Source organism: Mesorhizobium sp. M0618 (genome assembly GCF_040320765.1).
GTDB lineage: Bacteria > Pseudomonadota > Alphaproteobacteria > Rhizobiales > Rhizobiaceae > Mesorhizobium.
In genome coordinates this window covers 1-22,406 of sequence record NZ_JAMYQH010000016.1, presented here as the reverse complement: position 1 = coordinate 22,406, position 22,406 = coordinate 1, and the positions used below count along the sequence as shown (strand labels likewise).

Here is a 22,406-nt window from a genome sequence, read left to right as displayed (position 1 = left end):
CGCTATTTGACCGCCCCGAGCGCCAGCCCGCGAACGAGGTAGCGCTGCAGCCAGATGAACAGGATGGCCACCGGCAAGGTCGCCAGCAACGTCGCGGCCATGACGTGGTGCCATTCGATGGTGTAGCGGCCAGCGACCAGCGAGAACACCTGGATCGGCAGCGTGTAGCTTTCCTGGCTGCGCAGCATGGTGAGCGCCACGACGAATTCGTTCCAGGCATTGATGAAGGTGAAGATCGCCGTCACCGCGATCGCCGGCAGGCAGAGCGGCAGGAACACCTTGCGCAAGGTCAGCCAGCGGCCGGCGCCTTCCATCCAGGCCGCCTCCTCGAGATCGCGCGGAATGGTGTCGAAATAGCTCTGCAGCATCCACACCGTGAAGGCGACGTTGAAGGCCATGTAGATGAAGCCGAGCGCCGTCGTGCTCTCGACCAGGCCCCAGGCCGCCATCAGCCGGAACAGGCCAAGCACCAGCACGATCGGCGAGATCATCTGCGAAATCAGCAGGAACTGGCGCAAGGCGCCGTAGCCGGCAAAGCGGAAGCGCGACATTGCGTAGGCCGCCGGAACCGAGATCAGGATGGCGCCGACGGTGGCGATCACAGACACGTAGAGCGAATTGAGCAACGCCTGGCCAAAGCCGGTCGCCACCCACATGTCGGAGAAATTCGACCAGCGGAATTCGCTCGGCCACCAGGTCGGCGACAGCACTTCCGGCCTCGGCTTGACCGCGGTCAGGAACATCACGGCGAAGGGAAAGAGCGTCACCACGATCAGCGGCGCCAGCAGCAGCCACGCGATGACGGAGCGCTTGAGCTTGCTCGTCATGCGCGTTGCTCCCGCATCGCCAGCCGCACATAGATCATGGTGAAGACCAGCAATATGGCGAACATCACCAGCGACACCGCCGATGCTTCGCCCAACTTGCCGATGCGGAAGGCCAGCTTGTAGAGATGGGTGACCAGGATGTCGGTCGAATTGGCCGGCCCGCCTTGCGTCATCACCCAGATGATCGGGAAGGAATTGAAGACATAGATGGTGTTGAGCACGATGGCGATGTTGATGAACGGTTTAAGGAGCGGAAAGGTGATTTCGCGGAACTGCTGCAGCGGCGTCGCCCCTTCGAGCGCCGCCGCCTCGTAGAGATCGTCCGGAATCGACGACAGCCCGCCGAGAAAGATCGTCGTCGTGAACGGCACCGTCACCAGGATGCCTATCAGCACCTGCATCGGGAAAGCGGTCTCGGCACTCGCCAGCCACTGGATGTTGTGGTCGATGAGACCGAGGCCGATCAGCGCGGAATTCAGCATGCCGCTTTCGCCGCTCAGCGCCCAGCGCCAGACCACCGCGGTCATGGTCAGCGACACCGCCCAGGGCAGCATGATGATGACGCGGGCGATGCCGCGGCCATAGAAATCGGTGTTGAGGATCATCGCCACCGGGATCGACAAGAGAAGCGCACCGCCGACCACCATCACCGTCCATTGGCCGGTGCGCCAGAGCGCGGCCGTGAAATCGGGATCGGCAGCGAGTGCCGCGAAATTGGCGAAGTCGTTGAAGTCGCGAAGCTGGCCGAAGCGGCTGACCTCATGCGTCGAGATCTGGATCAGGTCCCAGACCGGCCAGAAGATGACCACCGCCGCCAGAAACAGGCTGGGCAAGGTCAGGAGATAGGGCAAGAAGCGATTTTGCATCTGCTGGCTTTATACCGTGTTGCGGGTGGAGATTGGATTGCGCTGGCTTAAGAGATTGACTTAACCCGCCTCGTTCTTCTCAAGGCACCGCTTCAGGATTCCTTGTAACCGTCGGCGCGCCCCTCACCTGCCTGCCCGTCCTCCGCAGCAGTTGCGGAAAGGGGTCCTTCCTCTCCCCCGTCGATCGGGGGAGAGGTGTCGAGCGAAGCTCGACGGAGTGGGGGTCGACCTTTAGACGCAAGGCGAGGCGATGCTTGCGCCTAGTGCCCTTCCTATGTCCGTACGCGGCGGTTGCCAGGTGGTTCCCCCACTCCGTCTCGGCTTCGCCGAGCCACCTCTCCCCCCTCCGGAGGGAGAGGAAAGGAACCTGGCTGGGGTGGCGCTGACATCGACGAACTGTCCTTCTGCTCAATGTCTGCAAGATGTGGCGCGCCCGCCTGAGCGGAGCGCGCCACGGGCGCAGGGAGATACGCCCTATTTCTTCAGCACGGTGTTGGCCTTGGCGGCTGCGTCCTTCAAGCCCGCCTCGGGGTCGCCGCCGAGATAGATCTTCTGCATGGCGTCCGACGTGATCTGGGCGACTTCTTCCCAGCCCGGAATGACCGGCGCGAAGCGGGCGTCGGGCAGGAGCGCGGTGAACGCTGCCAGATCGGCATTGTTGACATAGTAGTCCATCTTGGCCTCTTCCTTGTTCACCGGCAGGAAGCCTTCGCCCTGTGTGAACTTGGCGCGCTGCTCCGTGGTGAACAGGAAGTCGAGCAGCTTCCAGGCCTCGTCCTTGTTCTTGGAGTTCTTGAACATGATGATGGAATCGGTGACGCCATAGGTACCGCGCGCGCCGGTCGGACCAGCCGGAATGGCCGCCACGCCGTATTTCAGGTTGGGCGCCTCGTCCTTGATCTGGTTGGACAGGAAGGGTGCGGTGATCATCATGCCGACCTTGCCCTGCTTGAACAGGTTCTGCACATCCTCGCGGTTGTTGGAGGTGACGCCGGGCTCCGTCAGGCCTTCGTCGATCATCGACTTGTAGAGCTTGGCGGCTTCAAGCGCGCCTGGTGTGCTCAGGCCGGAGGTGCCGTCCTTGTTGAGGATCTCGGTGCCCTGCGACCACATCGCATAGTAGTAGTAGACGTCGGTCTCGATCTCCTTGCCCTGCAGGCCGAAACCGAACGTGCCGGACCCCAGCGCCTTGATCTTGCGCGCGTCTTCCTGCAATTCGGTCCAGGTTGCCGGCGGATTGGCGATGCCGGCCTTCTCGAACAGCTCCTTGTTGTAGTACATGGCGCGCGCCGAGGCCGCGATCGGCAGGCCGTAGGTCTTGCCGTCCATGATCGAGGGCGACAGGAAGGTGTCGATGAAGCGGTCCTTGAAGTCAGGCTTGATGTAGCTGTCGAGAGGCTCGGCGACATCCTGCTGGACGAAGTCGATCAGCCAGCGCGTGCCGATGATCGACAGATCGGCATTGGTGCCGGCGGTGATGTCGGTGGTCAGCTTCTGTAGCAGCACGTCCCATGGCACCACCTCGAACTTGACAGTGATGCCGGGGTTCGCCGCCTCGAATTCCTTCTTGACGTCGGCGAAATAGGGAGCAGTCTTGGCGCTGTACTCGGCCACGGTGACCCGCACCTCGCCCGCATCCGCCTGCGCCGCAATTGCCAGCATGCTCATTCCGGCCATCAGGCCGACAGTCCATTTTGCAAGGCTCATTTGATCTCTCCCATTTGATTTTGCGCCTGCGCGCTTCTTCGTGCCGGAGCAGAAGATTTATGTGACTTTCCTACATTATCGATGATTTGAAGGCTTGCAAGAAGATTATCCTGTTGCTTAATTACATTTACAGGCCTAGGCCTTATGCGATCTGTCAGAACTCCCGGAGGATGACGCACGGTGGTTTCGCAATCCGAGTTCGAAGGCAGGGCCGAGTTCGAAGGCAGGGCCAAGTTCGAAGGCAGGGCCGAGTTCGAGGGCAAGACCGTCGTGGTGACGGGTGCCGGCGGCGGCCTCGGCACGGCCATCGTGGCGCTGATGGCGCAAAGAGGCGCCAGGGTCGTCGGTTGCGATCAGTCAAGCGAGGCGCTGAACAGTCCGCACCTTGCCTCCCGCCACGTCTTCGATCTTCTCGACAAGGCATCGATAGCCACGGCGGTCGCCGCGATCCTCGACCGGGATGGCGTGCCCGACATTCTCGTCAACAATGCCGGCTGGACGCGCGCCGAGACGATTTCAGCACTCGATCCCGACAGAATAGAGCAGGAACTCGACCTCAACCTGACCGGCGTGATGAACTTCGCCGACCCGCTGGTCAAGGTGATGGCAGGCCGCGGCTCAGGCAGCATCGTCTTCATCTCGTCGGTCAACGCCATCGCGCATTTCGGCAATCCCGCCTATGCCGCCGCCAAGGCCGGCATCAACGCCTATGCCAAGGCGATCGCCGTCGAGCTCGGCCGCAGCGGCCTGCGCGCCAATGTCGTCTGCCCCGGATCGATCCGGACCGCCGCCTGGGACCATCGCCTTGCCAAGGATCCCGAAATCCTCGGCAAATTGCAGCGGCTCTATCCGCTCGGCCGCATCGTCAACGCCGCGGAAGTGGCGGAAGCCGTCGCCTTCCTTGCGTCCGATCGCGCATCGGGAATAACAGGCGTGGTGATGCCCGTGGACGCGGGGCTGACCGCCGGTTGCCTGCCCTTCATCGACGACATATTGGGAGCGTGAGCATGACCGACGTCGAGTTCCGCGGCCTGTCGAAATCCTTCGGGCAGCACAAGATCCTCGAGAACATCAGCCTCGATATCAAGAGCGGCGAGTTCGTCGTCCTGGTCGGCCCGTCCGGCTGCGGCAAGTCGACCTTGCTGCGCATGCTGGCCGGCCTGGAGACGATCACCTCCGGCGACCTGTTGATCGGCGGCGTGTGCGCCAACGCGCTGCCGCCGCAGCAGCGCAACATCGCCATGGTGTTCCAGTCCTATGCGCTGTTTCCGCATCTGAAGGCATCAGACAATATCGGCTTTGGCCCGAAGATCCGCGGCGAGACGCGCACGGTGATCGATGAGAAGGTCAAGAAGGCGTCCGGCGTCCTTAATCTCTTCTCCTATCTCGACCGCTATCCCCGCCAGCTGTCGGGCGGCCAGCGCCAGCGCGTCGCCATGGGCCGCGCCATCGTGCGCGAACCGTCGGTGTTCCTGTTCGACGAGCCACTGTCCAACCTCGACGCGCAATTGCGCGTGCAGATGCGCGTCGAGATCAAGGCGCTGCACCAGCGCCTGAAATCGACGATCGTCTACGTCACCCACGACCAGATCGAGGCCATGACGATGGCCGACCGCATCGTCGTGATGGACCGCGGCAGGATCCAGCAGGTCGGGGCGCCGCTGGAGCTCTATGACAGGCCGGCCAACAAGTTCGTCGCCTCCTTCCTCGGCTCGCCGTCGATGAGCTTTGTGTCCGGTTCGCTCAAGGCGGCGCTTGAGAAAACCTGGTTCGAATCGGCCGGTGGCGGGCGGCTTGCGCTTGCCGGCAAACAGGTGCCGGCGGACAGCGCGGTGGAGGCTGGCATCCGGCCCGAGCATTTTGTCATCGGCGAGGCTGTCGACGCGATGGCGATCAGGGTGGATGTCGTCGAGCCCACCGGCTCCGAAACCCATGTCTACGGCGCTATCGGTGCTGATACGGTACGTGCCGTGTTCCGTGACAGGGTGCCGGTCAGGCCGGGAGACCTGCTCCCGGTCTCGGTCGATCCCGGCAACATCCATCTGTTCGACAAGGCGACGGGGCTGCCTCTATGAAAATAGCAGCATGAAGACGCCGGCCGACATCATCACGCGCCTGCAGCTGATGTCGCAGGACGGAACGAAGTCGGATCGCAAGCTGGCCGGCTTCGTCTTGGCAGACCTCGATTTCGTCTCCAAGGCAGCGATCTCGGAAATTGCCGCCCGCGTCGGCGTCAGTGAGCCAACGGTGACGCGGTTCTGCCGCAATCTCGGCTGCGAGGGCCTGCGCGACTTCAAGTTCTATCTGGCGCAGGCCATCGCCATCGGCGGCCAGTATCTGTCGCCGGAACCGTTGAGCCGCGATGCCCGCGAACAGCGCATCGCTTCCGCCATCACCGAAGCGGCGATATCGGCCATCCAGCGCGCCAGCGAAAACCTCGACATGACGACGCTGGTCGCCGTCGCCGCACGCATCGCTGTTTCCGGTAATGTGCTGTGCATCGGCTCCGGTGGCATTTCGTCCATGATGGCGACCGAAATGCAGAACCGGCTGTTCAGGCTTGGCGTGTCGGTGCTGGCGCAGATCGACGGACAGTTGCAACGCATGTACGCCGCCGTCGCCACCCCTGACACCACGCTGATCGCCTTCTCTGTCTCCGGCTATGCGCGATCGGTCATCGATGCGGTGCAGGTCGCCCAGCAATATGGCGCCACCACGATCGCCATCACCCCGCCGGACTCCGCACTCGCCAAGGTCGCCGACACGGTCATCCATTTCCAGTCGCTCGAGGACGGCAATATCTACAAGCCGACATCGTCGCGCTATGCGCTGCTGTCGATCGTCGACATGATCGTCACCTCGGTCGCCGAGACGCGCGGACCAAGGGTTCTGGAGAATCTGCGCCGCATCAAGCAGAGCGTGAACACGTTGAAAGTCGACGATCCGCGTTTGCCATTGGGCGATTGAACCCTCCGACAAGGACATCAGGACTGATGGCCGAGCGCCTCGATGCTATTCGCCAACGTCGCCGGATCGCCTTCAATGCGCACGGTCTTCAGCCGCGCGGTGCCGCCAGCGACAACCGAGACAGCGGACCCGGGCACGCCCAGAGCCTTGGCCAGCAGCTTTTCGAGCGCATGATTGGCGTTGCCGTTTTCCGGTACGGCGCGGACGCGCGCTTTCAGATGGCTTCGCCCGTCCGCCGTGGCCTCGAAGCCTTCGAGCCTGTCCAGCGCAGCTTTTGGCGTCAGCCGGACAAACAGCTCGGCGCCGTTTTCGCGCAGGCGAAACGGCGTGCTCATAAGGTCATCCTGCTCACAGGATCAGAGGCGCCACCGTGGTGAGCAGAAACTGCCGCAGGAAGAACAGGATCAGAAGCAGGATGATCGGCGAGATGTCGATGCCGCCAAGGTCCGGCATGAAGCGGCGGATCGGCCGCAACGCCGGCTCGGTCAGCCGGTAGAGCATGTTCCCGATGCTGCCGACGAACTGGTTCTTCGAATTGACGACGTTGAAGGCGTAGAGCCAGGAAAAGATCGCCGAGGCGATGATGATCCACCAGTAGAGGTCAAGCGCCATGACGATTGTTTGAATGAGGGCGAGCATGCCGGTCTCCAATTGTTGCCGACATGTAGCCATTGCACGCGAAACCGGCAAGGGCCGCCTTTCTGGGGGGCGCCAATACCGGCTCGGTCTGACCTGTAGGGCGGCATGTCGCCGACACCCCAACGAAGGCGCGAATACACAAAACCGGCAAGGGCCGCTATCCGCCGGCGCCAACTCGACGCTTGACGGCACTGGATTTCGGCAAACCTCCGCCTTGACAGGAAACCGCGGCGCCCGATAAATGCGCCCATCCGCTGGACGGGGCTGTAGCTCAGCTGGGAGAGCGCGTCGTTCGCAATGACGAGGTCAGGAGTTCGATCCTCCTCAGCTCCACCAGTGGAATAATTCTCCACTCTCCGCGCCAGATGCAGTCCGCGACGCTCGTCCCGGCTTGCCCCCGCGGGTGGCATTTGCTGTGCCAGCGCGCCTTAAAAGGCCGCGGGTGCACCGCCTGTTTTCGCGATATCCGGTAAGACTTTTGTCAATTGGACTTATGGCGGAAGCGCTCACTGATTGTTTCCGTTTTTTTTGGAAACCGCCCCACTAAATTGACGCCACCAAATCAGTTTTTCTGTGCGTTGTGACCAGGGCGTTTCGGCTGGGGCGGCCGGAGACGCTATATGGATTTCGAGTCGAAATGAAAAATCCGCCTGCGGAAGCAAAGACGTGTCAATTCGCGAGAACCTCGCTGCAAACCTTAGACGGCTGTGCAAGGACCATGCCTCCGTAAGTGCGGTATGCCGTGAGCTGCACATCAATCGCACGCAGTTCGAACGCTACCTGCAAGGGCAGACCGTTCCCAACAAGGCCACCGCCAAGCTGATATGCGATTACTTTCGGATCGACGAGGCCGAACTGTACCAGGATCCCGGCGCACCCGAGCCAGCGATGCGTGGCCTGCCGCCGGTTTCCGAGAGCCTGTTCAACCAGATGATCCGCCCTCCCAGTCCTTCGATCGCGGGCGGCACCTATTTCACCTATTTCTCGATCCCAGGCCGCCTCGACCTCCTGATGCGCTCGGTGACCTTCGTGAGGCGCGAAGCCGAACTGGTCACCTTCCGAAGGGTCACCGGATGGTCGGAGCGCCGGGGATCGACCTGGGCACGGGCGCGCGGCAATCACTATGGCGTGGCGATCTCGCGGCTGAACTGGATTTATTTCAGCGGCATCAATCGCCGCCAGACCGGAGAGCCGTCGCTGATCTCCGTGCAATGGGCTCCCATCTCCGAACCGGTGCTGATGGGCAAGGCCATGCTACTGACGGAGGCCGGCCCGGCATTCGTGTCCGTCATCATGCGGCGCGACATCGCCAACATCCACCCAAGGGATGCCATCAGCATGGCGCATGTCATCAATCTCGACGATCCGGGCGTCGATCAACTGGTTGTCAGCCTCACCCGGGATGGGTTGGGCTAACCCCTCGGATCGCCGTGTCTTACGCCGAATAAGAATAAGCGTACGCCGATAAAGCGTATGCCAACGATTGTCTACTCTGTATCTGAATAAAATCGATATTTTACACTTTAATGCCAGGAAAGATAATCCACGGGTCCGTCTTAGGCTCGTGGTTTTACTATAATTTTAACAAACCATTAACTCTTCCGACCTTACCTTTCTTCACGCGGATCCCGTTCTGGGGGTCTTTCAACGGATCCCAAATCGGGGTCAGGAAAGGGATGAAAATGGCCAAGAAAGTGACCAATGCTCCGAAGCTGACGATTGCCGCCGGCACACAGACCGTCTTCTTTTCGCAGGGCATGCACTACAACAAGCGCTGAAGCCGTTCTGCGCCGACGAGCGTCTTGCTTGTCGGCGCCTCGGCTCCGCAGATGGCAACCAGCTTCATGAAAATGCGCTCTTCGAAAACGCTTGTTTTCTACCCCGGACCGAACAAAGTCACGGCATGCAACTTCCTGACCAGAAGCGTGTTTGAATGCAGCCCCGAGATGGTCGGCCTTCTCGCATCGTGGGACAAATGGGCATCGACGGCGGACATTGCCCGCGCCCATGGATGGTCGAAGTCCGAGTTGAAGGCTGTCGTTCCCCAGTTGCTCGATTTCTCCGCGCTGGTCACAGCCGGATCGCCTCTCGCCGAGCAGGAGGAACAGTTTTCAGGACAATGGAGTTGGGGGCTTCCGACGGCGCTGATGCATTTCTGCGTCCAGGACAGCGAATACATGACCATCGAGCAAGCGGAAGAGCGGCAGATAGAACGCGCCGGCCATACGCCGCAGCCGAACCTCATGCTCAAGAATTCCGCGGGCGCCATCCAGCTGCCGAATGCACTGGAAGACAATGAACTTCTTAGCTTGATGGCGCGGCGCCGCACCAACCGCACGGCGGCTCAACCCACCATCACGGCCAAACAGCTTTCCGATTGCCTGTTTGCAGGGCTCGGCATCATCGGCGAGACCGCCAATTGCGTTGGCACCCTGCCACTCGGCATGACCCCTTCAGGCGGCGCGCGAAATCCCTATGAGGCCTATGTGGTCGCGCTCGGCGTCGATGGCCTCGAACCCGGTGTCTATCACTATTCCGCCGCGGATCACGACCTTGGCAGGATTTCCGCAAACCATCTGCCGAAGATCTCCGAACTGGTCGGCGGACAGGAGTGGGCCAACGCCATGCCGTGCCTGGTCCTGCTTTGCGCCAAGCTCGATCGCACGATGTGGAAATATGAGGACGCCAACGCCTATCGTGTCGTGCTGATCGAGGCCGGCCATATCGGCCAGAACATCATGCTGGCGGCGACCAACCATGGCCTGTCGGCATGTCCGACAGCCGCGCTCAGTCATTCCGCGATCAAGCGGTTGCTTGGTCTCGACAGTTTCACCGACGCACCGATCTATGCCTTGACCCTCTCGACCCCGGAAAGAGATCCCTCGACGGCGGGCCAATCCATCAATTAGTCGACCAACTATGTGTATCGCGGCCAGTAACGCGTTCCCTAGGTATAACCAGAGACAGGAGCAGCACGTGCCAAATCAATCCTTACGCCAGTCGGAAATCGATAGTCTTCAATATATTTCGTCGATGACCAATGAGCTCGTGCAAATGGCCGAAGCCAGCCGTTTTCCGATGATCTCCTATCTGCTCGGCATGGCCTATGCAGAGGCCTTCGACGTTCTTCGCGGCGCACGGCCGGCCAGGCATGCGCAGCTCAGCGGCAACCCGCTGCACCCCAAGGCGCAGGCAAAAGACACTCGGGCCGTCCAGCCACGGAGAGCGTAGCGACATGCAAGCGTCAGCCGCATGCGCGGTGGCCGGCTCGACCTCCCCAAACCGGTGGGAGACACTGTGCGCGTTGCAAAGCCTGCTGCCCTTGCTGAAGAAGGCCGCGACGGACCTGCGCCGCGCCGACATGGTCTACTGGTTCGAGCAGGCCGATGCCGAGGTCGCCAACATCATCAGGGGCCATCCCTCCGATGCAACCGCCATCCCGGCCCTGATTGCATCCTGCCCGCAGGACCGGCGGTCGGTCGCTCAAGCTTGATGCATGTCGCCCGCCCAAACGCGACGCGTTCATTGGCGCCGCTGAAAATGCTCTGATCACCAGTTTTTCAATTTCGGACCGGAACCTATTGCGCGTCTGGAATGCCAAGGGGGACCTGCACATGAACATGATAGCCAACATCAGAAGCGTCGATGCCAGGGAAAGCATTTTCAGCCGGCTCGACGTCTTGATCGCCAGGCGGCCGCCGTCGCCTGACGCCGCGCGGGTCGAGGCCCGCCAACTCGTCTCGATGGCGATTGCCGACAGCTGCCAGGCCGACAGTCTCTGGGGTACAGTGGACGCTTTCCACGCCCATTTCGACTTCATGATGCAGACCGTCGAGATCAACGGCGCCGATGACCCGGGCCTCGGGCCCTTGCGCACGAAATGCCGATTCTATCTCGAACAGGTCGAGGCCCTGAGCCTGTCACTGGCCTATTGACAGGCCGGCCCGATCAAGTTCGGCTCTAGAGCAATTCTAGGAAAAGTGTGAAGCGGTTTTCCCGGGAAAAGCGCGTAGCGCTTTCCCTAGAGAATTGCGTCAAAACAAAGAGTTAGAGCAGCTCGCCGTTTCCGTGAAACGGTGAATGCTCTAGTTGCGCAGGCTGAACACGAACGGCGCTGTACGGCTCAGACGCGAACCAAGTTCCGGTGGCGGTGCCGGCACCGTGGCGCCTTGCAGCACGGCGAGCGCCGCACGGTCCAGATCCGCATCCCCCGAGGAACGAGAGAGCCTGGCGGACAGGACCCGGCCGGACGAGTCGACCGTGAAGGCGACATACGGCCTGCCTTCGACGCGTCGGGCCTTGGCAGAGCTGGGATAGCGCGTGTGCCGCTTGATCCAGGCGCCCAGACGGGAGTCCCATTTGCTGGAGTCGCCGGAGCGAGACGTCGATTCCGCCGACTTCGGCGCGGCGGTCCTGGCCGCAGGCCGTGCGTCGGCGCTGGCGGCGGTTGCCGTCTTCGGCGGGGGCGCCTTCTCCTTCTTAGGCCGCGGCTTGGGCTTCTCGACAGGCTTTTTCGCCTTGGCCGCGACCGGTTTCTTGTCTTTGACAGCTTCGACCGGTTTCGGCTGCGGCAAGGGAATGACGACGTCTGGCGTGACAGCCTCGACAACATCCGGGACGACCTCGTCCGGCGGCGGCTGATCGACCTCTTCAGCCGTTTCGGTCTGGGTGGGTTGGGTCTCGTCTGGCGCGACCGCTTCCGGCGGCTCGACAACCGGCTCCGCCTTTTCGACCGGTTCTTCAGGTGTCGGCTCGGTCGTCGGTGTCGGTTCGGTCTGATCTGGCGTCACCGCATCCAGCGCGGCGACCTGTTCTTCCACGGCCGGCATCACCACCATCGGTGCCATCTCGATCATCTGCGCGGGGGGGGGACCGCCATCCGCTTCGGTGACCATTGTGAGGTTCTGCACTGCATAGGCGACCGCGACATGGGCTCCAAGGACCAGCGCGGCAGCACCGGCCCACAAGCCAAGGTCGCGCCAACCGAAGCGCGACAACTGGACCGAGGGCACAGCGACCGCCTGCGTCATGGCGTCGGCGCACCCGTGGCTGCGGGCGCCGGAGAATTGGACGCGGGAGCCGTCTCCAGGCCGACCAGCGCGATCTTCAGATAACCGGCGCCGCGCAATAGGTTCATCGCCTCCATCAGGTCGCCATAGGCGACCGCCTTGTCGGCGCGCAGGAAGATGCGTGTCTGCTTGTCGCCCTTGGTCTTGGCGTCCAGCGTCGTGGCGAAAGCCGGGCGCGGCACGCTGTCATTACCGATCGCCAGCGTCAGATCGTCCTTCAGCGTCAGGAACAGCGGTGTCTCGGGCCTCGGCGCGGGCGTTGCGGTCGAACCAGGCAGGTCGACATTGACATCCACCGTGGCCAGCGGTGCCGCGACCATGAAGATGATCAACAGCACCAGGATGACATCGATGAACGGGGTGACGTTGATCTCGTGGCTTTCCTCGAGATCGTCATCCATGGTCTGTCGGATTCTGCTTCCCATGGCGCTACTCCGCCGCCAGTGGCGTTGCCGGCGCGACGGTACGGAAGTCGAGGTCGCGGCTGACCAGCCGTTCGACCCCGGCCGAGGCATCGGCGAGGACCTGCCGATAGCCGGCTATCGAGCGGGCAAAGACGTTGTAGATGACGACGGCCGGTATTGCCGCGACCAAACCCATCGCGGTGGCCAGCAGCGCCTCGGCGATGCCCGGCGCGACCACTGCGAGATTGGTGGTCTGCGCCTGCGAGATGCCGATGAAGGCGTTCATGATGCCCCAGACCGTACCGAACAGGCCGACGAAGGGCGCTGTCGAGCCGATCGTCGCCAGCACGCCAGTGCCGCGCGACATGCGCCGCGCCGCCGCCGCCTCGATGCGCGACAGGCGCGACGTGACCCGTTCCTTGAGGCCGTCGCCCGAGACATGATCGAGCGCGCCGGCCGAGAGTGCGGTCTCCTCCTCGGCCGCCCGCACCAGCAGCGCGCCGGGGCCGCCGCTGCGGTCGAGGGTACGGCTGGCCTGCTTCAGCGTGGCGGCCCCGCCGATCGCCCGCACGGCGCGACGGATGCGCAGCTTGCCACTGAGAAGCTCCAGCGACTTGGCCAACCATATCGTCCAGGTGACGAGGGAGGCAAAGGCCAGCCCGATCATCACTGCCTTGACGACGATATCGGCCGCCATGAACATGCCCCATGGCGACAGGTCATGCGGCAAGGTGATCTCCATCGCCGTCGAAGGTCCGGTCTCGGCCGGCGCGGCCGTATTCGGCTGCGTGCCTGGCTGCGAAGGCGCCATTGTGGCCGGCGGAGCGCCTGCCGGTGCGGCGGGTGCGGGTGCAATCGGCGCTGGGGCTGCGGGCACGGCGGAGGCTTCGACCGCCGGCGCGGCACCGGCGGGTTGCTCCTGGGCCATCGCGCTGCCGGCCGACAGGATGACGGATGCGACCAACGCCGCCAACAAACCAGTTCTCGACAACAGCTTCTTCCTTGTTCTCACAGCGGCCTGCCGCCTTTTATTTCCCGCCGCCGCATCAGATATTGTCACTGCACATAGCCGACAGGCTGGCCGGTGACGGGGTGCGCGAACACGCCCATCTCCACACCGAAAATGCCTTTCAGCACATCGCTGCGCATGATTTCGCCGGGCGTGCCGCGCGTCAGCAGCTTGCCGTCCTTCAGCGCGATCAGTTCGTCGCAGTAGCGCGCCGCCATGTTGGGATCGTGCAGCACGACGACGACACATAGGTCGCGTTTGCGGCTGAGCTCCTTGACCAGCCCGAGCACCTCGACCTGATGGGCGATGTCGAGTGCCGAGATCGGCTCGTCGAGCAGCATGACGCCGGCGTTCTGCGCCACCAGCATGGCGAGCCAGGCGCGCTGGCGCTCGCCGCCCGACAATTCGTCCACCAGCCGGTCGGCAAAACCCTCCATATCGGTCAGGGCCAGCGCCTCCTCGACATGCTGCCTGTCCTCGGCGCGGAAACGGCCAAGCGCGCCATGCCAGGGATAGCGCCCGAGCGTCGCCAGTTCGCGCACGGTCAGGCCGGTCGCCGCAGGCGTCGTCTGCGGCAGATAGGCAAGCGCGCGGGCAAATTCGCGGGCACCCCATTGCGGCAACGGACGCCTGGCGAAAGTGATGGCGCCTGAACTCGCCGGCTGCTGGCGCGCCATGAGCTTGATAAGCGTCGACTTGCCCGAACCATTGTGGCCGATCAGCCCATAGACGCGCGAGCGCTCCAGTTCGAGCGAAACCGGACCGAGCAGCGTCCGCTCGCCGACGGCAAAGCGTACGGCATCGATATGGAAGGCAGTCTGGGCATCAATTCCAGCCATGCTCATGGCTTTTCTCCAGTGCGGCCGCCCGCATTTCCAGATTCCGGCTTTCGACAGGTCATGCCCGGTTGACTATGAAACATGACCTTACTAGTCAACATTGAAGATGACTGCAATGATCAACAAATCGTCGCGACCGGCGATATCGGCACGGAATTGGGAAATAGGAGGCGCACCGGATGATTTCAGGACATGGACCGATTTGGCAGAACCGGATGGCGCGCAAGCGCCTGCTGATCGCAACGGTGTCGCTGCCGGCCCTGCTTGGCTGCGGCCATGCACTGGCCCAGGAGACGGTCACCACCACCCTGGACCCGATCAACGTCCAGGAACGTGTCGAAAGCGCATTCGGGCCGGTTAAGGGCTACGTTGCCACCAAGGGCTCCACCGGCACCAAGACCGACACGCCGCTGATCGAGACGCCGCAATCGATATCGGTCATCACCAGGGACCAGATGGAAGCGCAAGCCGTCGACAGCCTGAACAGCGCGTTGCGCTACACACCCGGCGCCACCGGCAATCTCTACGGCACCGACAATCGCGGCCTCGGCCTGCAGTTGCGCGGCATTTCGAACGCCAGCGGCGTCTTCTACAGGGACGGGCTGCAGCTCAAGGAGAGCAATTTCACCCTGTTCACCGCACTCGATTCCTATGGCGCGGAACGCTACGAGGTGCTGCGCGGACCGGCGTCGGTGCTTTATGGCCAGGCAAGCCCCGGCGGCATCATCAACTATGTCAGCAAACGGCCAACCGAGGAAAACCTGCGCGAGGTCGAATTCGGTGGTGGCAGCTTCAACCGGTATGAAGGCAGGTTCGACTTCAGCGGTGCCGTGAACTCCGACAAGTCGCTGCTGTTTCGCCTCACCGGTGCCGCTCACATGGGCGACACGCAGACCGATTTCGTCAAGGACGACCGCATCTTCATCGCGCCGGCGATCACCTGGCAGCCAGATGCCGACACCAGCCTGACCATCCTCGCCAACTATCAGCGCGATCGCTCGGGATGGGCGATGCAGTATCTGCCTGCCTACGGCGCGGTCATACCGGGCAAGGACGGCAAGTACCTGCCGAACAGCATGTTCGTCGGCGAACCCGGCTTCGACTCCTACAACAACGACCAGGCCTCGATCGGCTACGAATTCGATCACCGTTTCAACGAAACCTGGCAGGTTCGACAGCATGCCCGCTACGTCCACCTTACCCACTCCGAGGAAGGCGTCTTTGGTGGCGGACTGACGGACTCGAACGGCCTGGAACCTTCAAGCGGCGACTACTACCGTTATGCAGATGCCGGTGGCACCAAGCTCAGCGGCGTCACCATCGATAACCAGGCACAAGCCGATTTCGACACCGGGCCGCTTGCCCACACGCTGCTCGTCGGCCTCGACTACAAACGCTACACTTACCGCGACTATGCCTCGGAAGGGACCGTCGAGGACGGTTTCAACGTCTTCGATCCGATCTACGGCTACAAGATCGGTGATCTGACGCCCTATACCGATACCGACACCACCCAGCAGCAAGTTGGCCTCTATGCGCAGGATCAGATCAAGCTCGGCAACTGGCGGCTGACCCTTGGCGGCCGCCAGGATTGGTCGGACGCCAAGGTCTACGACAATCTGGCCGGTGGCTACATTCCCGAGCAGAAGGACAACGCCTTCACCAGCCGGGCGGGGCTCGTCTACCTCGCCGACAACGGGCTTGCGCCCTATGTCAGCTATTCCGAATCGTTCCAGCCGGTGGCGGGCGCCGACAGCGACGGCAATCTGTTCGTGCCCGAGACCGGCAGACAATACGAGATCGGGCTGAAGTACCAGCCGACCGGCTGGAATTCCTTCATCACGGCCTCAGTTTTCGACTTGACCCGGCAGAATGTCGTGCGTTCCGGCAATGAGGGCTCACCCAACGATCTGTTCCAGACCGGGGAGATCCGTTCGCGCGGCGTGGAACTGGAAGCCGTGGCGAGCCTGGATGCGGGCCTCGATCTGAGAGCGGCCTACACCTACCTCGACACCAAGATCACCAAGGCGACCGCTGTCGAAGACGTCAACGGCGTCTGGGTCAGCAACGAAGGCAACATGCCCTTCGGCGTGCCGGCCCATTCCGCATCGCTTTGGGCCAATTACACCTTCATGAGCGGCAAGCTCGAAGGTCTCGGCCTGGGTGCCGGCGTCCGCTATGTCGGCTCGACCTATGGCGACGACGCCAACAGCTTCAAGGTTCCGTCGGTCGTGCTCGCCGACGCGGCGGTGCATTACGCCTGGCAGAACGCCACGCTCAGCCTCAATGCCAGCAATCTGTTCGACAAACGCTACGTCGCCTCCTGCTTCTCCTCGGGCTTCGGCTGCTTCTACGGCGAGGGCCGCAGGATCAACGGTTCGGTGAAATACACATGGTAGAAGCAAGGTGGCGGGCCGACCCAAAATGGCGGCGCTGACACGGCGCCAGTATCTTGCCGGCCTCGCCGCGACCGGCCTCGCCTTGCCGGGCGGCATGGCACGCGCGGCACCTGCCCGCGTCGTCTGCCTGGAATGGACATCGGCCGAAATCGTGGTCTCGCTCGGCCTGTCGCCGCTCGCCGTCGGCGACATCAGGGGTTATGGCGATTGGGTGCAGGGCCCGGCACTGCCGCAGGCCACCGTCGACCTGGGATCGCGCGGCGAACCCAATCTCGAACTGCTCAGGGAATTGCGACCCGACCTGATCGTCGGCGCCTATGGCTATGGCTTGGACGAGAGCAGCTTCACCAGACTGGCGCCGACCTTCAACGTTCCGTTCTACAGCGGCAAGGCTCCACCTTACGCGCAGGCGCAACAGGTGACGCTGCAGCTTGGCGACATGCTTGGCCGTGGGGCGGAAGCAGAAAACCTTGTCGGGCGCATCAAAGCCTCGATCGCGCACGCCCGCGCCAGGCTGGAGCGGGCGGTGCAAAAACCGGTCTGCGTCGTCAGCATGTTCGATGATCGCCATGTCCGCGTCTACGGCGCCGGCAACCTGCTGCAGGATGTCCTCGACCGGCTCGGCCTCGTCAACGCCTGGACCGGCGCCACCAATGAATGGGGTTTTTCGACGGTCGGCATCGAGGAACTGGTCGCCGTCGGCAAGGCGCAGCTGATCTCGCTCGATCCTATCCCGCCGCACATCAGGATCAGGATTGCCCGCAGCTCGCTCTGGGCCAATCTGCCCTGCGTCCGGAACGGCCAAGTGCGGACCATTCCGCCGGTCTGGCCGTTCGGCGGTCTCACTGCTGCCGCGCGTTTCGCCGAATTCGTGGCAGCGGCATGATCGCCCAGGCAATGTCCCTGCCGCGACAGAGCGACGGCATCGGCGCGCTTATCCTGTTGGTAGCCGTGCCTGCGGGGCTGGCGCTGATGCTGACCGTCTTCGATCTCATCCACCTTCTGCCTACGCACCTGTGGTGGCAGGCGCTCACCGCCCCCGACACATCCGATCCAGCGCAGTTGCTGTATCGCTATGCCTTCCTGCCGCGTGTCGCTGTCAGCATGCTGGCCGGCGCTGCACTTGGTCTCGCCGGTGCCATCATGCAGCATGTGCTGCGCAATCCGCTGGCCGAGCCGACCACGATCGGCACCAATGCCGGAGCGAGCCTCGCTCTGGCGGCCGCCACTCTTTACGCGCCGTGGCTGCTGGAAGGTGGGCGCGAAGGCGTGGCGCTGGCCGGCGGCGCGCTCGCCACATCAGCCGTTTTCGCACTGGCGCGCGGGCGCAGCTTTTCGCCAGTGTCGATCATCATCGCCGGCCTCGTCGTCAGCCTCTCTTTCGGCTCGGCCGGCGCGCTGCTGATGGCGCTCAACCGCGAATACACCGAGGAGCTGTTCATCTGGCAGAGCGGCTCGCTGGTGCAGAATGGCGACGCGGAGGTCGTTGCTCTGGCGCCGTGGCTGCTGGCCGGCATCTGCGCCGCGTTCCTGCTCTGGCGACCCCTCCGGCTGCTCGATCTCAGCGACGACGGCGCGGCATCGCTCGGCACCCGGCCGGCCGTCATCCGCCTTGCCGGCATGGCTGTCGCCGTCTCGCTCAGCGCGCTGGTCGTCGCCGAGGTGGGCGTCATCGGTTTCGTGGCGCTCGCCGCCCCGGCGCTGGCGCGGCTGGCCGGAGCGCGCACGCTTGGCCGCCGCCTGGTCTGGTCGCCGCTGGGCGGCGGCACCCTGCTCTGGCTCACCGACCGTCTGGTGCAGCATCTGCCGTTCGCCGGCGAAATCCCCGCCGGCACCGCGACCGCTTTGCTCGGCGCGCCGCTGCTGCTGTTCCTGTTGCCGCGAATGCGAACCACTCCCGAAAGGCAGACCGACATGGTGTCGTCGGTACGCCTGCCGTCAAACGGCCTGCCGTTGATCGCGGGCCTGCTGGCGCTCATCCTCGCGGTTGTTCTCGCCATCGGCTTTGGCCGTGGCGCAAGCGGTTGGCACTGGATCGCATCCGAGGATTTGACCGAGCTGCTTGCTCTGCGAGCGCCTCGCGTCGTCGTCGCCCTGTCGGCGGGCGTCCTGCTCGCCGTCGCCGGCACGCTGATGCAGCGCATGACCGGCAACCCGATGGCCGCGCCCGAGGTCCTGGGCATTTCCGGCGGCGCCTCTTTCGGCGTGCTGGCGCTGCTGTTGCTCAGCGACGGCTTCAACCGCGCGGCAATGCTCGGCGCCGCCCTCGCCGGCGCCATGCTGGCGCTGACGATCGTTGTTTTGACCGGGCGGCGCAATGCCCTGTCGCCGGAACGGCTGCTGCTTGCCGGCGTCGCCGTTGCGACGGTCGCGTCCGCCTTCGCCGCGCTGCTTCTGGCCAGCGGCGATCCGCGCATGGACTTCCTGCTCACCTGGCTGTCGGGATCGACCTATCGCGCAACACCCAATGATGCCCTCACCGCCGCAACGGTCGCGGTCGCCGTCCTCGCGCTGGCGCCGCTGACCGCGCGCTGGCTCGATATACTGCCGCTCGGCGAAACCGCCGCGCGTGGCCTTGGCCTGCGACTGGGACGTGTTCGCGCCACATTGCTTGCGCTCACCGCATTAGCCACCGCAACCGCGACATTGGTCATCGGCCCGCTGAGCTTCGTCGGCCTGATGGCGCCGCACCTCGCACGCATGCTCGGCTTCCGCCGCGCCGTGCCGCAGCTTCTGGCCTCGGCCATGACAGGCGGGCTGATCCTCGTTGCCGCCGACTGGGCAGGGCGGACGCTGATCTTTCCCTGGCAAGTGCCGGCCGGCCTCATCGCCGCCTTCGTGGGCGGCCCCTATTTCATGGCGCTGATGTGGAAAGGCAGGCAATGAAGTCGGCCCTGGCATATTGCCGGCCCTGCCCTGCCGATTGTAAGCAGCGCCCATCGATGGCGGCCGGCGCCCTCGCCGCGTCCATCAAGACAGCTTGCGGTTCACCTCGATGATCAGACGTTTCCTTTCCTACTACGCGCCCTGGAAGGGGCTGTTCGCGCTCGACTTCTCCTGCGCGGTGCTGGCCGGTCTGCTCGAACTCGGCTTTCCCATGGCGGTCCGCACCTTCGTCGACCAGCTGCTGCCGCAGCAGGACTGGACGCTGATCATCATCGCCTCGACCGGGCTGCTGGTGATCTATCTGCTCAACACGGTGCTGATGGCGGTCGTCACCTATTGGGGCCACATGCTCGGCATCAACATCGAGACCGAGATGCGGCGCAAGAGCTTCGATCATCTGCAGAAACTGTCGTTCCGCTTTTACGACAATCACAAGACCGGCCATCTCGTCGGCCGCGTCACCAAGGATCTCGAGGAGATCGGCGAGATCGCGCATCATGGCCCCGAGGACCTGTTCATCGCCATCATGACCTTCGCCGGCGCCTTCGTGCTGATGTTCACGGTCAACATGCATCTGGCGTTGATCACGGCGGTGATCGTGCCTCTGATCGCCTGGGTGACGATGCGCTACGGCGACCGCATGGAGCGCAACTGGCAGGCGCTCTATCGGCGTGTCGGCGATTTCAACGTCCGCATCGAGGAGAATGTCGGCGGCATGCGCGTCGTCCAGGCCTTCGCCAATGAGGAGCATGAGCGCACGCTTTTCGCGCATGACAACCAGCGCTACCGCCAGACCAAGCTCGACGCCTACCGCATCATGTCGGCCAGCAATTCCCTGAACTATATGGGCATCAGGCTGATCCAGCTCGTGGTCATGATCGCCGGCAGCTACCTCGTCATTACGGGAGGCCTGAGCAATGGCGGCTTCGTCGGCTTCCTGCTTCTGGTCGGCGTCTTCGTGCGGCCGATCGAAAAGATCAATTCGGTGATCGAGACCTATCCAAAAGGCATTGCAGGCTTCCGCCGCTACACCGAGCTGCTCGACACCGAACCCGACATCGCCGACCGGCCTGATGCCGTTACCGCCAGCGGGCTCAAGGGCGACATCGAATATCGCGGTGTGAGCTTCGGTTATGGTGACGGCAAGCCGGTGCTCAGGGATATCGATCTCGCCATTCACGCCGGCGAAACCATCGCCTTCGTCGGCCCGTCGGGCGCCGGCAAGACCACCATATGTTCGCTGCTGCCGCGGTTCTACGAAGTCAGCGCCGGGCGGATCAGCATCGACGGCATCGATATCAGGGACATGACGCTCGCTTCGCTGCGTGGCCAGATCGGCATCGTCCAGCAGGATGTCTTCCTGTTCGGCGGCTCGATCCGCGAAAACATCGCCTATGGCCGTCTCGGCGCCTCCGACGAGGCCATCACCGATGCCGCGCGGCGGGCGCAGCTAGACGGCATGATATCGGGCCTGCCGGCCGGCTTTGACACGATCATCGGCGAGCGCGGCGTAAAATTGTCCGGCGGCCAGAAGCAGCGGCTGGCGATCGCCCGCATGTTCCTGAAGAACCCGCCGATCCTCATCCTCGACGAGGCGACGTCGGCGCTCGACACCGAGACCGAGCGCGAAATCCAGAAGTCGTTGGCCGAACTTGCCGAGGGCCGGACCACGCTGGTCATCGCACACCGGCTGGCCACGATCCGCGGCGCCGACCGCATCGTCGTCGTCTCGGAGTCCGGCGTCGTCGAACAGGGTTCGCACAGCGAACTGCTCCGCGCCGGCGGCATCTATCGGCGCCTGCACGACGCCCAGCATCTGGTGTCGTCGCGCTGATCCACTATGGTGGCGGCCCAAAGCAGGGAGCCCCGGATGATCAAGGCAACGCCCTTCGATTTCCCCTATGACGGCAGGCTGGTGGCCGAAAACACCGCGCTGATCGTCATCGACCTGCAGCAGGATTTCCTTTCGACATCAGGCTACTTCGCCAGGCAGGGCTATGACCCGTCGCCTCTAAGGGCGATCCTGCCGACGGTGAGCCGGCTGATCGCGGCCGCGCGCAAGGCCGGCGTCAGGGTCATCCACACGAGGCAGGGCTAGCGGGCCGATATGGCCGATATGACGCCTTACGAAAAATGGCGCCGCAAGCGCGCCGGTCTCGACGGCACCGATATCCTGCTGCGCTCGGGCACGGGGTTCCAGATCGTTCAGGAGATCGATGTGGCGCCGCAGGACATCATTGTCGACAAGACCTGCAACAGCGCCTTCATTTATACGGATTTCGAGCTTGTCCTGCGCGCGCAAGGCATCACGCATCTCATGTTTTCCGGATGCACGACGGATGTCTGCGTCCACACCACGCTGCGCGAAGCCTGCGACCGGAATTTCCAATGCCTGACGATCTCGGACGCTTGCGCCAGCGGCGACAGACAAGCGCACGAAGCAGCGCTTCACATGGTGACGGTTGAGGATGGCGTCTTTGGCGCGCTCGCTGATTCCAGCGCTGTCATTGAAGGCTTGTCGCGATTGTCGGGCATGGCGAGTTAGGGCGCCAAGATCAATGCCGGCGGGACAGCACCCCCCTCTGGCCTGCCGGCCATCTCCCCCGCAAGGAGGGAGATTGGCTGTCATCTCGGCTTTCACTAATCGCCAACGTGGCAAGACGAGCGCTGCGGGTGAAGCTGTCGATCTCCCCCCTTGCGGGGGAGATGGCCGGCAGGCCAGAGGGGGGTGTGAAGGATCTCGGCGTTACCGGAATAGCTTTGTAGGCCAGAACTCAGCCCGTTGCGCGCGTCT

The 22,406-nt window shown here is 63.3% G+C and carries 21 protein-coding genes, 1 tRNA gene and 1 pseudogene; 14 read left to right on the top strand and 9 right to left on the bottom strand.

Annotated elements, in window-relative coordinates:
- Positions 1 to 2 precede the first annotated feature (2 nt).
- The 3 genes from NKJ04_RS18035 to NKJ04_RS18025 form a co-directional block, all read right to left on the bottom strand.
- Positions 3 to 827: a carbohydrate ABC transporter permease gene (locus tag NKJ04_RS18035; RefSeq protein WP_352442137.1), complete on the bottom strand. Its 825-nt coding sequence runs from the start codon at positions 825 to 827 to the stop codon at positions 3 to 5.
- On the bottom strand, positions 824 to 1,693 hold the full coding sequence (locus NKJ04_RS18030) for a carbohydrate ABC transporter permease (protein ID WP_352442136.1): 870 nt from the start codon (positions 1,691 to 1,693) through the stop codon (positions 824 to 826). Before NKJ04_RS18030 ends, NKJ04_RS18035 begins: the two co-directional genes overlap by 4 nt.
- A gap of 474 nt (positions 1,694 to 2,167) precedes the next feature.
- Positions 2,168 to 3,400 carry an ABC transporter substrate-binding protein gene (locus tag NKJ04_RS18025; protein WP_352676965.1) on the bottom strand — a complete coding sequence of 411 codons (1,233 nt, stop codon included), beginning with the start codon at positions 3,398 to 3,400 and terminating at the stop codon, positions 2,168 to 2,170.
- A 270-nt stretch (positions 3,401 to 3,670) separates the two neighbouring features.
- Between NKJ04_RS18025 and NKJ04_RS18020 the strand changes: the two genes are divergently transcribed.
- Genes NKJ04_RS18020 through NKJ04_RS18010 form a run of 3 tightly spaced genes read left to right on the top strand, consistent with a single transcriptional unit; the run spans position 3,671 to position 6,367 of the window.
- Positions 3,671 to 4,405, top strand: a complete 735-nt coding sequence (locus tag NKJ04_RS18020; protein ID WP_352677061.1) for an SDR family oxidoreductase — start codon at positions 3,671 to 3,673, stop codon at positions 4,403 to 4,405.
- Between the two features lie 2 nt (positions 4,406 to 4,407).
- Positions 4,408 to 5,475 carry an ABC transporter ATP-binding protein gene (locus NKJ04_RS18015; protein ID WP_352676963.1) on the top strand — a complete coding sequence of 356 codons (1,068 nt, stop codon included), beginning with the start codon at positions 4,408 to 4,410 and terminating at the stop codon, positions 5,473 to 5,475.
- A 10-nt stretch (positions 5,476 to 5,485) separates the two neighbouring features.
- The gene (locus NKJ04_RS18010) at positions 5,486 to 6,367 is read left to right on the top strand and encodes a MurR/RpiR family transcriptional regulator (protein WP_013528979.1); all 882 of its coding nucleotides are present in this window, start codon (positions 5,486 to 5,488) and stop codon (positions 6,365 to 6,367) included.
- A 17-nt stretch (positions 6,368 to 6,384) separates the two neighbouring features.
- On the opposite strand, the gene NKJ04_RS18005 is transcribed toward NKJ04_RS18010, so the two are convergent.
- A complete protein-coding gene (locus NKJ04_RS18005) occupies positions 6,385 to 6,702 on the bottom strand; it encodes a DUF167 family protein (RefSeq protein ID WP_023811704.1) in 318 nt (105 codons plus the stop codon).
- Positions 6,703 to 6,715: 13 nt separating this feature from the next.
- Positions 6,716 to 7,006 (bottom strand): YggT family protein, encoded by a 291-nt coding sequence (locus tag NKJ04_RS18000; protein WP_023811703.1) that lies wholly within the window; start codon positions 7,004 to 7,006, stop codon positions 6,716 to 6,718.
- Between the two features lie 260 nt (positions 7,007 to 7,266).
- Here NKJ04_RS18000 and NKJ04_RS17995 point away from each other — a divergent pair.
- From NKJ04_RS17995 to NKJ04_RS17970, 6 genes are all read left to right on the top strand, one after another.
- Positions 7,267 to 7,342: transfer RNA gene (locus tag NKJ04_RS17995), tRNA-Ala, on the top strand.
- A 330-nt stretch (positions 7,343 to 7,672) separates the two neighbouring features.
- Positions 7,673 to 8,422, top strand: a complete 750-nt coding sequence (locus NKJ04_RS17990) for a helix-turn-helix domain-containing protein (protein WP_352676960.1) — start codon at positions 7,673 to 7,675, stop codon at positions 8,420 to 8,422.
- 530 nt (positions 8,423 to 8,952) lie between these two features.
- The gene (locus NKJ04_RS17985; RefSeq protein ID WP_352556058.1) at positions 8,953 to 9,915 is read left to right on the top strand and encodes a SagB/ThcOx family dehydrogenase; all 963 of its coding nucleotides are present in this window, start codon (positions 8,953 to 8,955) and stop codon (positions 9,913 to 9,915) included.
- A gap of 67 nt (positions 9,916 to 9,982) precedes the next feature.
- Positions 9,983 to 10,237: a hypothetical protein gene (locus NKJ04_RS17980; RefSeq protein WP_023811699.1), complete on the top strand. Its 255-nt coding sequence runs from the start codon at positions 9,983 to 9,985 to the stop codon at positions 10,235 to 10,237.
- Positions 10,238 to 10,241: 4 nt separating this feature from the next.
- Positions 10,242 to 10,499 (top strand): hypothetical protein, encoded by a 258-nt coding sequence (locus NKJ04_RS17975; protein ID WP_352676958.1) that lies wholly within the window; start codon positions 10,242 to 10,244, stop codon positions 10,497 to 10,499.
- Positions 10,500 to 10,620: 121 nt separating this feature from the next.
- A complete protein-coding gene (locus NKJ04_RS17970) occupies positions 10,621 to 10,941 on the top strand; it encodes a hypothetical protein (RefSeq protein WP_031213427.1) in 321 nt (106 codons plus the stop codon).
- Between the two features lie 150 nt (positions 10,942 to 11,091).
- Here NKJ04_RS17970 and NKJ04_RS17965 read toward each other — a convergent pair whose 3' ends face one another.
- From NKJ04_RS17965 to NKJ04_RS17950, 4 genes are all read right to left on the bottom strand, one after another.
- Positions 11,092 to 12,036, bottom strand: coding sequence for an energy transducer TonB family protein (locus NKJ04_RS17965; protein ID WP_023811696.1), 945 nt, complete (start codon positions 12,034 to 12,036; stop codon positions 11,092 to 11,094).
- The gene (gene exbD / locus NKJ04_RS17960) at positions 12,033 to 12,500 is read right to left on the bottom strand and encodes a TonB system transport protein ExbD (protein ID WP_023811695.1); all 468 of its coding nucleotides are present in this window, start codon (positions 12,498 to 12,500) and stop codon (positions 12,033 to 12,035) included. The genes NKJ04_RS17965 and exbD overlap by 4 nt, the downstream gene beginning before the upstream one ends.
- Positions 12,501 to 12,504: 4 nt before the next feature.
- The gene (gene exbB / locus NKJ04_RS17955) at positions 12,505 to 13,470 is read right to left on the bottom strand and encodes a tonB-system energizer ExbB (RefSeq protein ID WP_352676956.1); all 966 of its coding nucleotides are present in this window, start codon (positions 13,468 to 13,470) and stop codon (positions 12,505 to 12,507) included.
- Positions 13,471 to 13,535: 65 nt separating this feature from the next.
- A complete protein-coding gene (locus NKJ04_RS17950) occupies positions 13,536 to 14,327 on the bottom strand; it encodes an ATP-binding cassette domain-containing protein (protein WP_164762277.1) in 792 nt (263 codons plus the stop codon).
- A gap of 215 nt (positions 14,328 to 14,542) precedes the next feature.
- Here NKJ04_RS17950 and NKJ04_RS17945 point away from each other — a divergent pair, with 215 nt between their 5' ends.
- The 5 genes and pseudogenes from NKJ04_RS17945 (at position 14,543) to NKJ04_RS17925 (ending at position 22,157) form a co-directional block, all read left to right on the top strand.
- Positions 14,543 to 16,726, top strand: a complete 2,184-nt coding sequence (locus tag NKJ04_RS17945; RefSeq protein ID WP_352676954.1) for a TonB-dependent siderophore receptor — start codon at positions 14,543 to 14,545, stop codon at positions 16,724 to 16,726.
- A gap of 25 nt (positions 16,727 to 16,751) precedes the next feature.
- The gene (locus tag NKJ04_RS17940) at positions 16,752 to 17,612 is read left to right on the top strand and encodes an ABC transporter substrate-binding protein (RefSeq protein ID WP_352442126.1); all 861 of its coding nucleotides are present in this window, start codon (positions 16,752 to 16,754) and stop codon (positions 17,610 to 17,612) included.
- Positions 17,609 to 19,612: a Fe(3+)-hydroxamate ABC transporter permease FhuB gene (gene fhuB, locus NKJ04_RS17935; RefSeq protein ID WP_352442125.1), complete on the top strand. Its 2,004-nt coding sequence runs from the start codon at positions 17,609 to 17,611 to the stop codon at positions 19,610 to 19,612. The genes NKJ04_RS17940 and fhuB overlap by 4 nt, the downstream gene beginning before the upstream one ends.
- Positions 19,613 to 19,721: 109 nt before the next feature.
- Positions 19,722 to 21,446, top strand: coding sequence for an ABC transporter ATP-binding protein (locus NKJ04_RS17930; RefSeq protein ID WP_352442124.1), 1,725 nt, complete (start codon positions 19,722 to 19,724; stop codon positions 21,444 to 21,446).
- A 36-nt stretch (positions 21,447 to 21,482) separates the two neighbouring features.
- A pseudogene (locus NKJ04_RS17925) lies at positions 21,483 to 22,157 on the top strand (cysteine hydrolase family protein).
- Positions 22,158 to 22,406 lie beyond the last annotated feature (249 nt).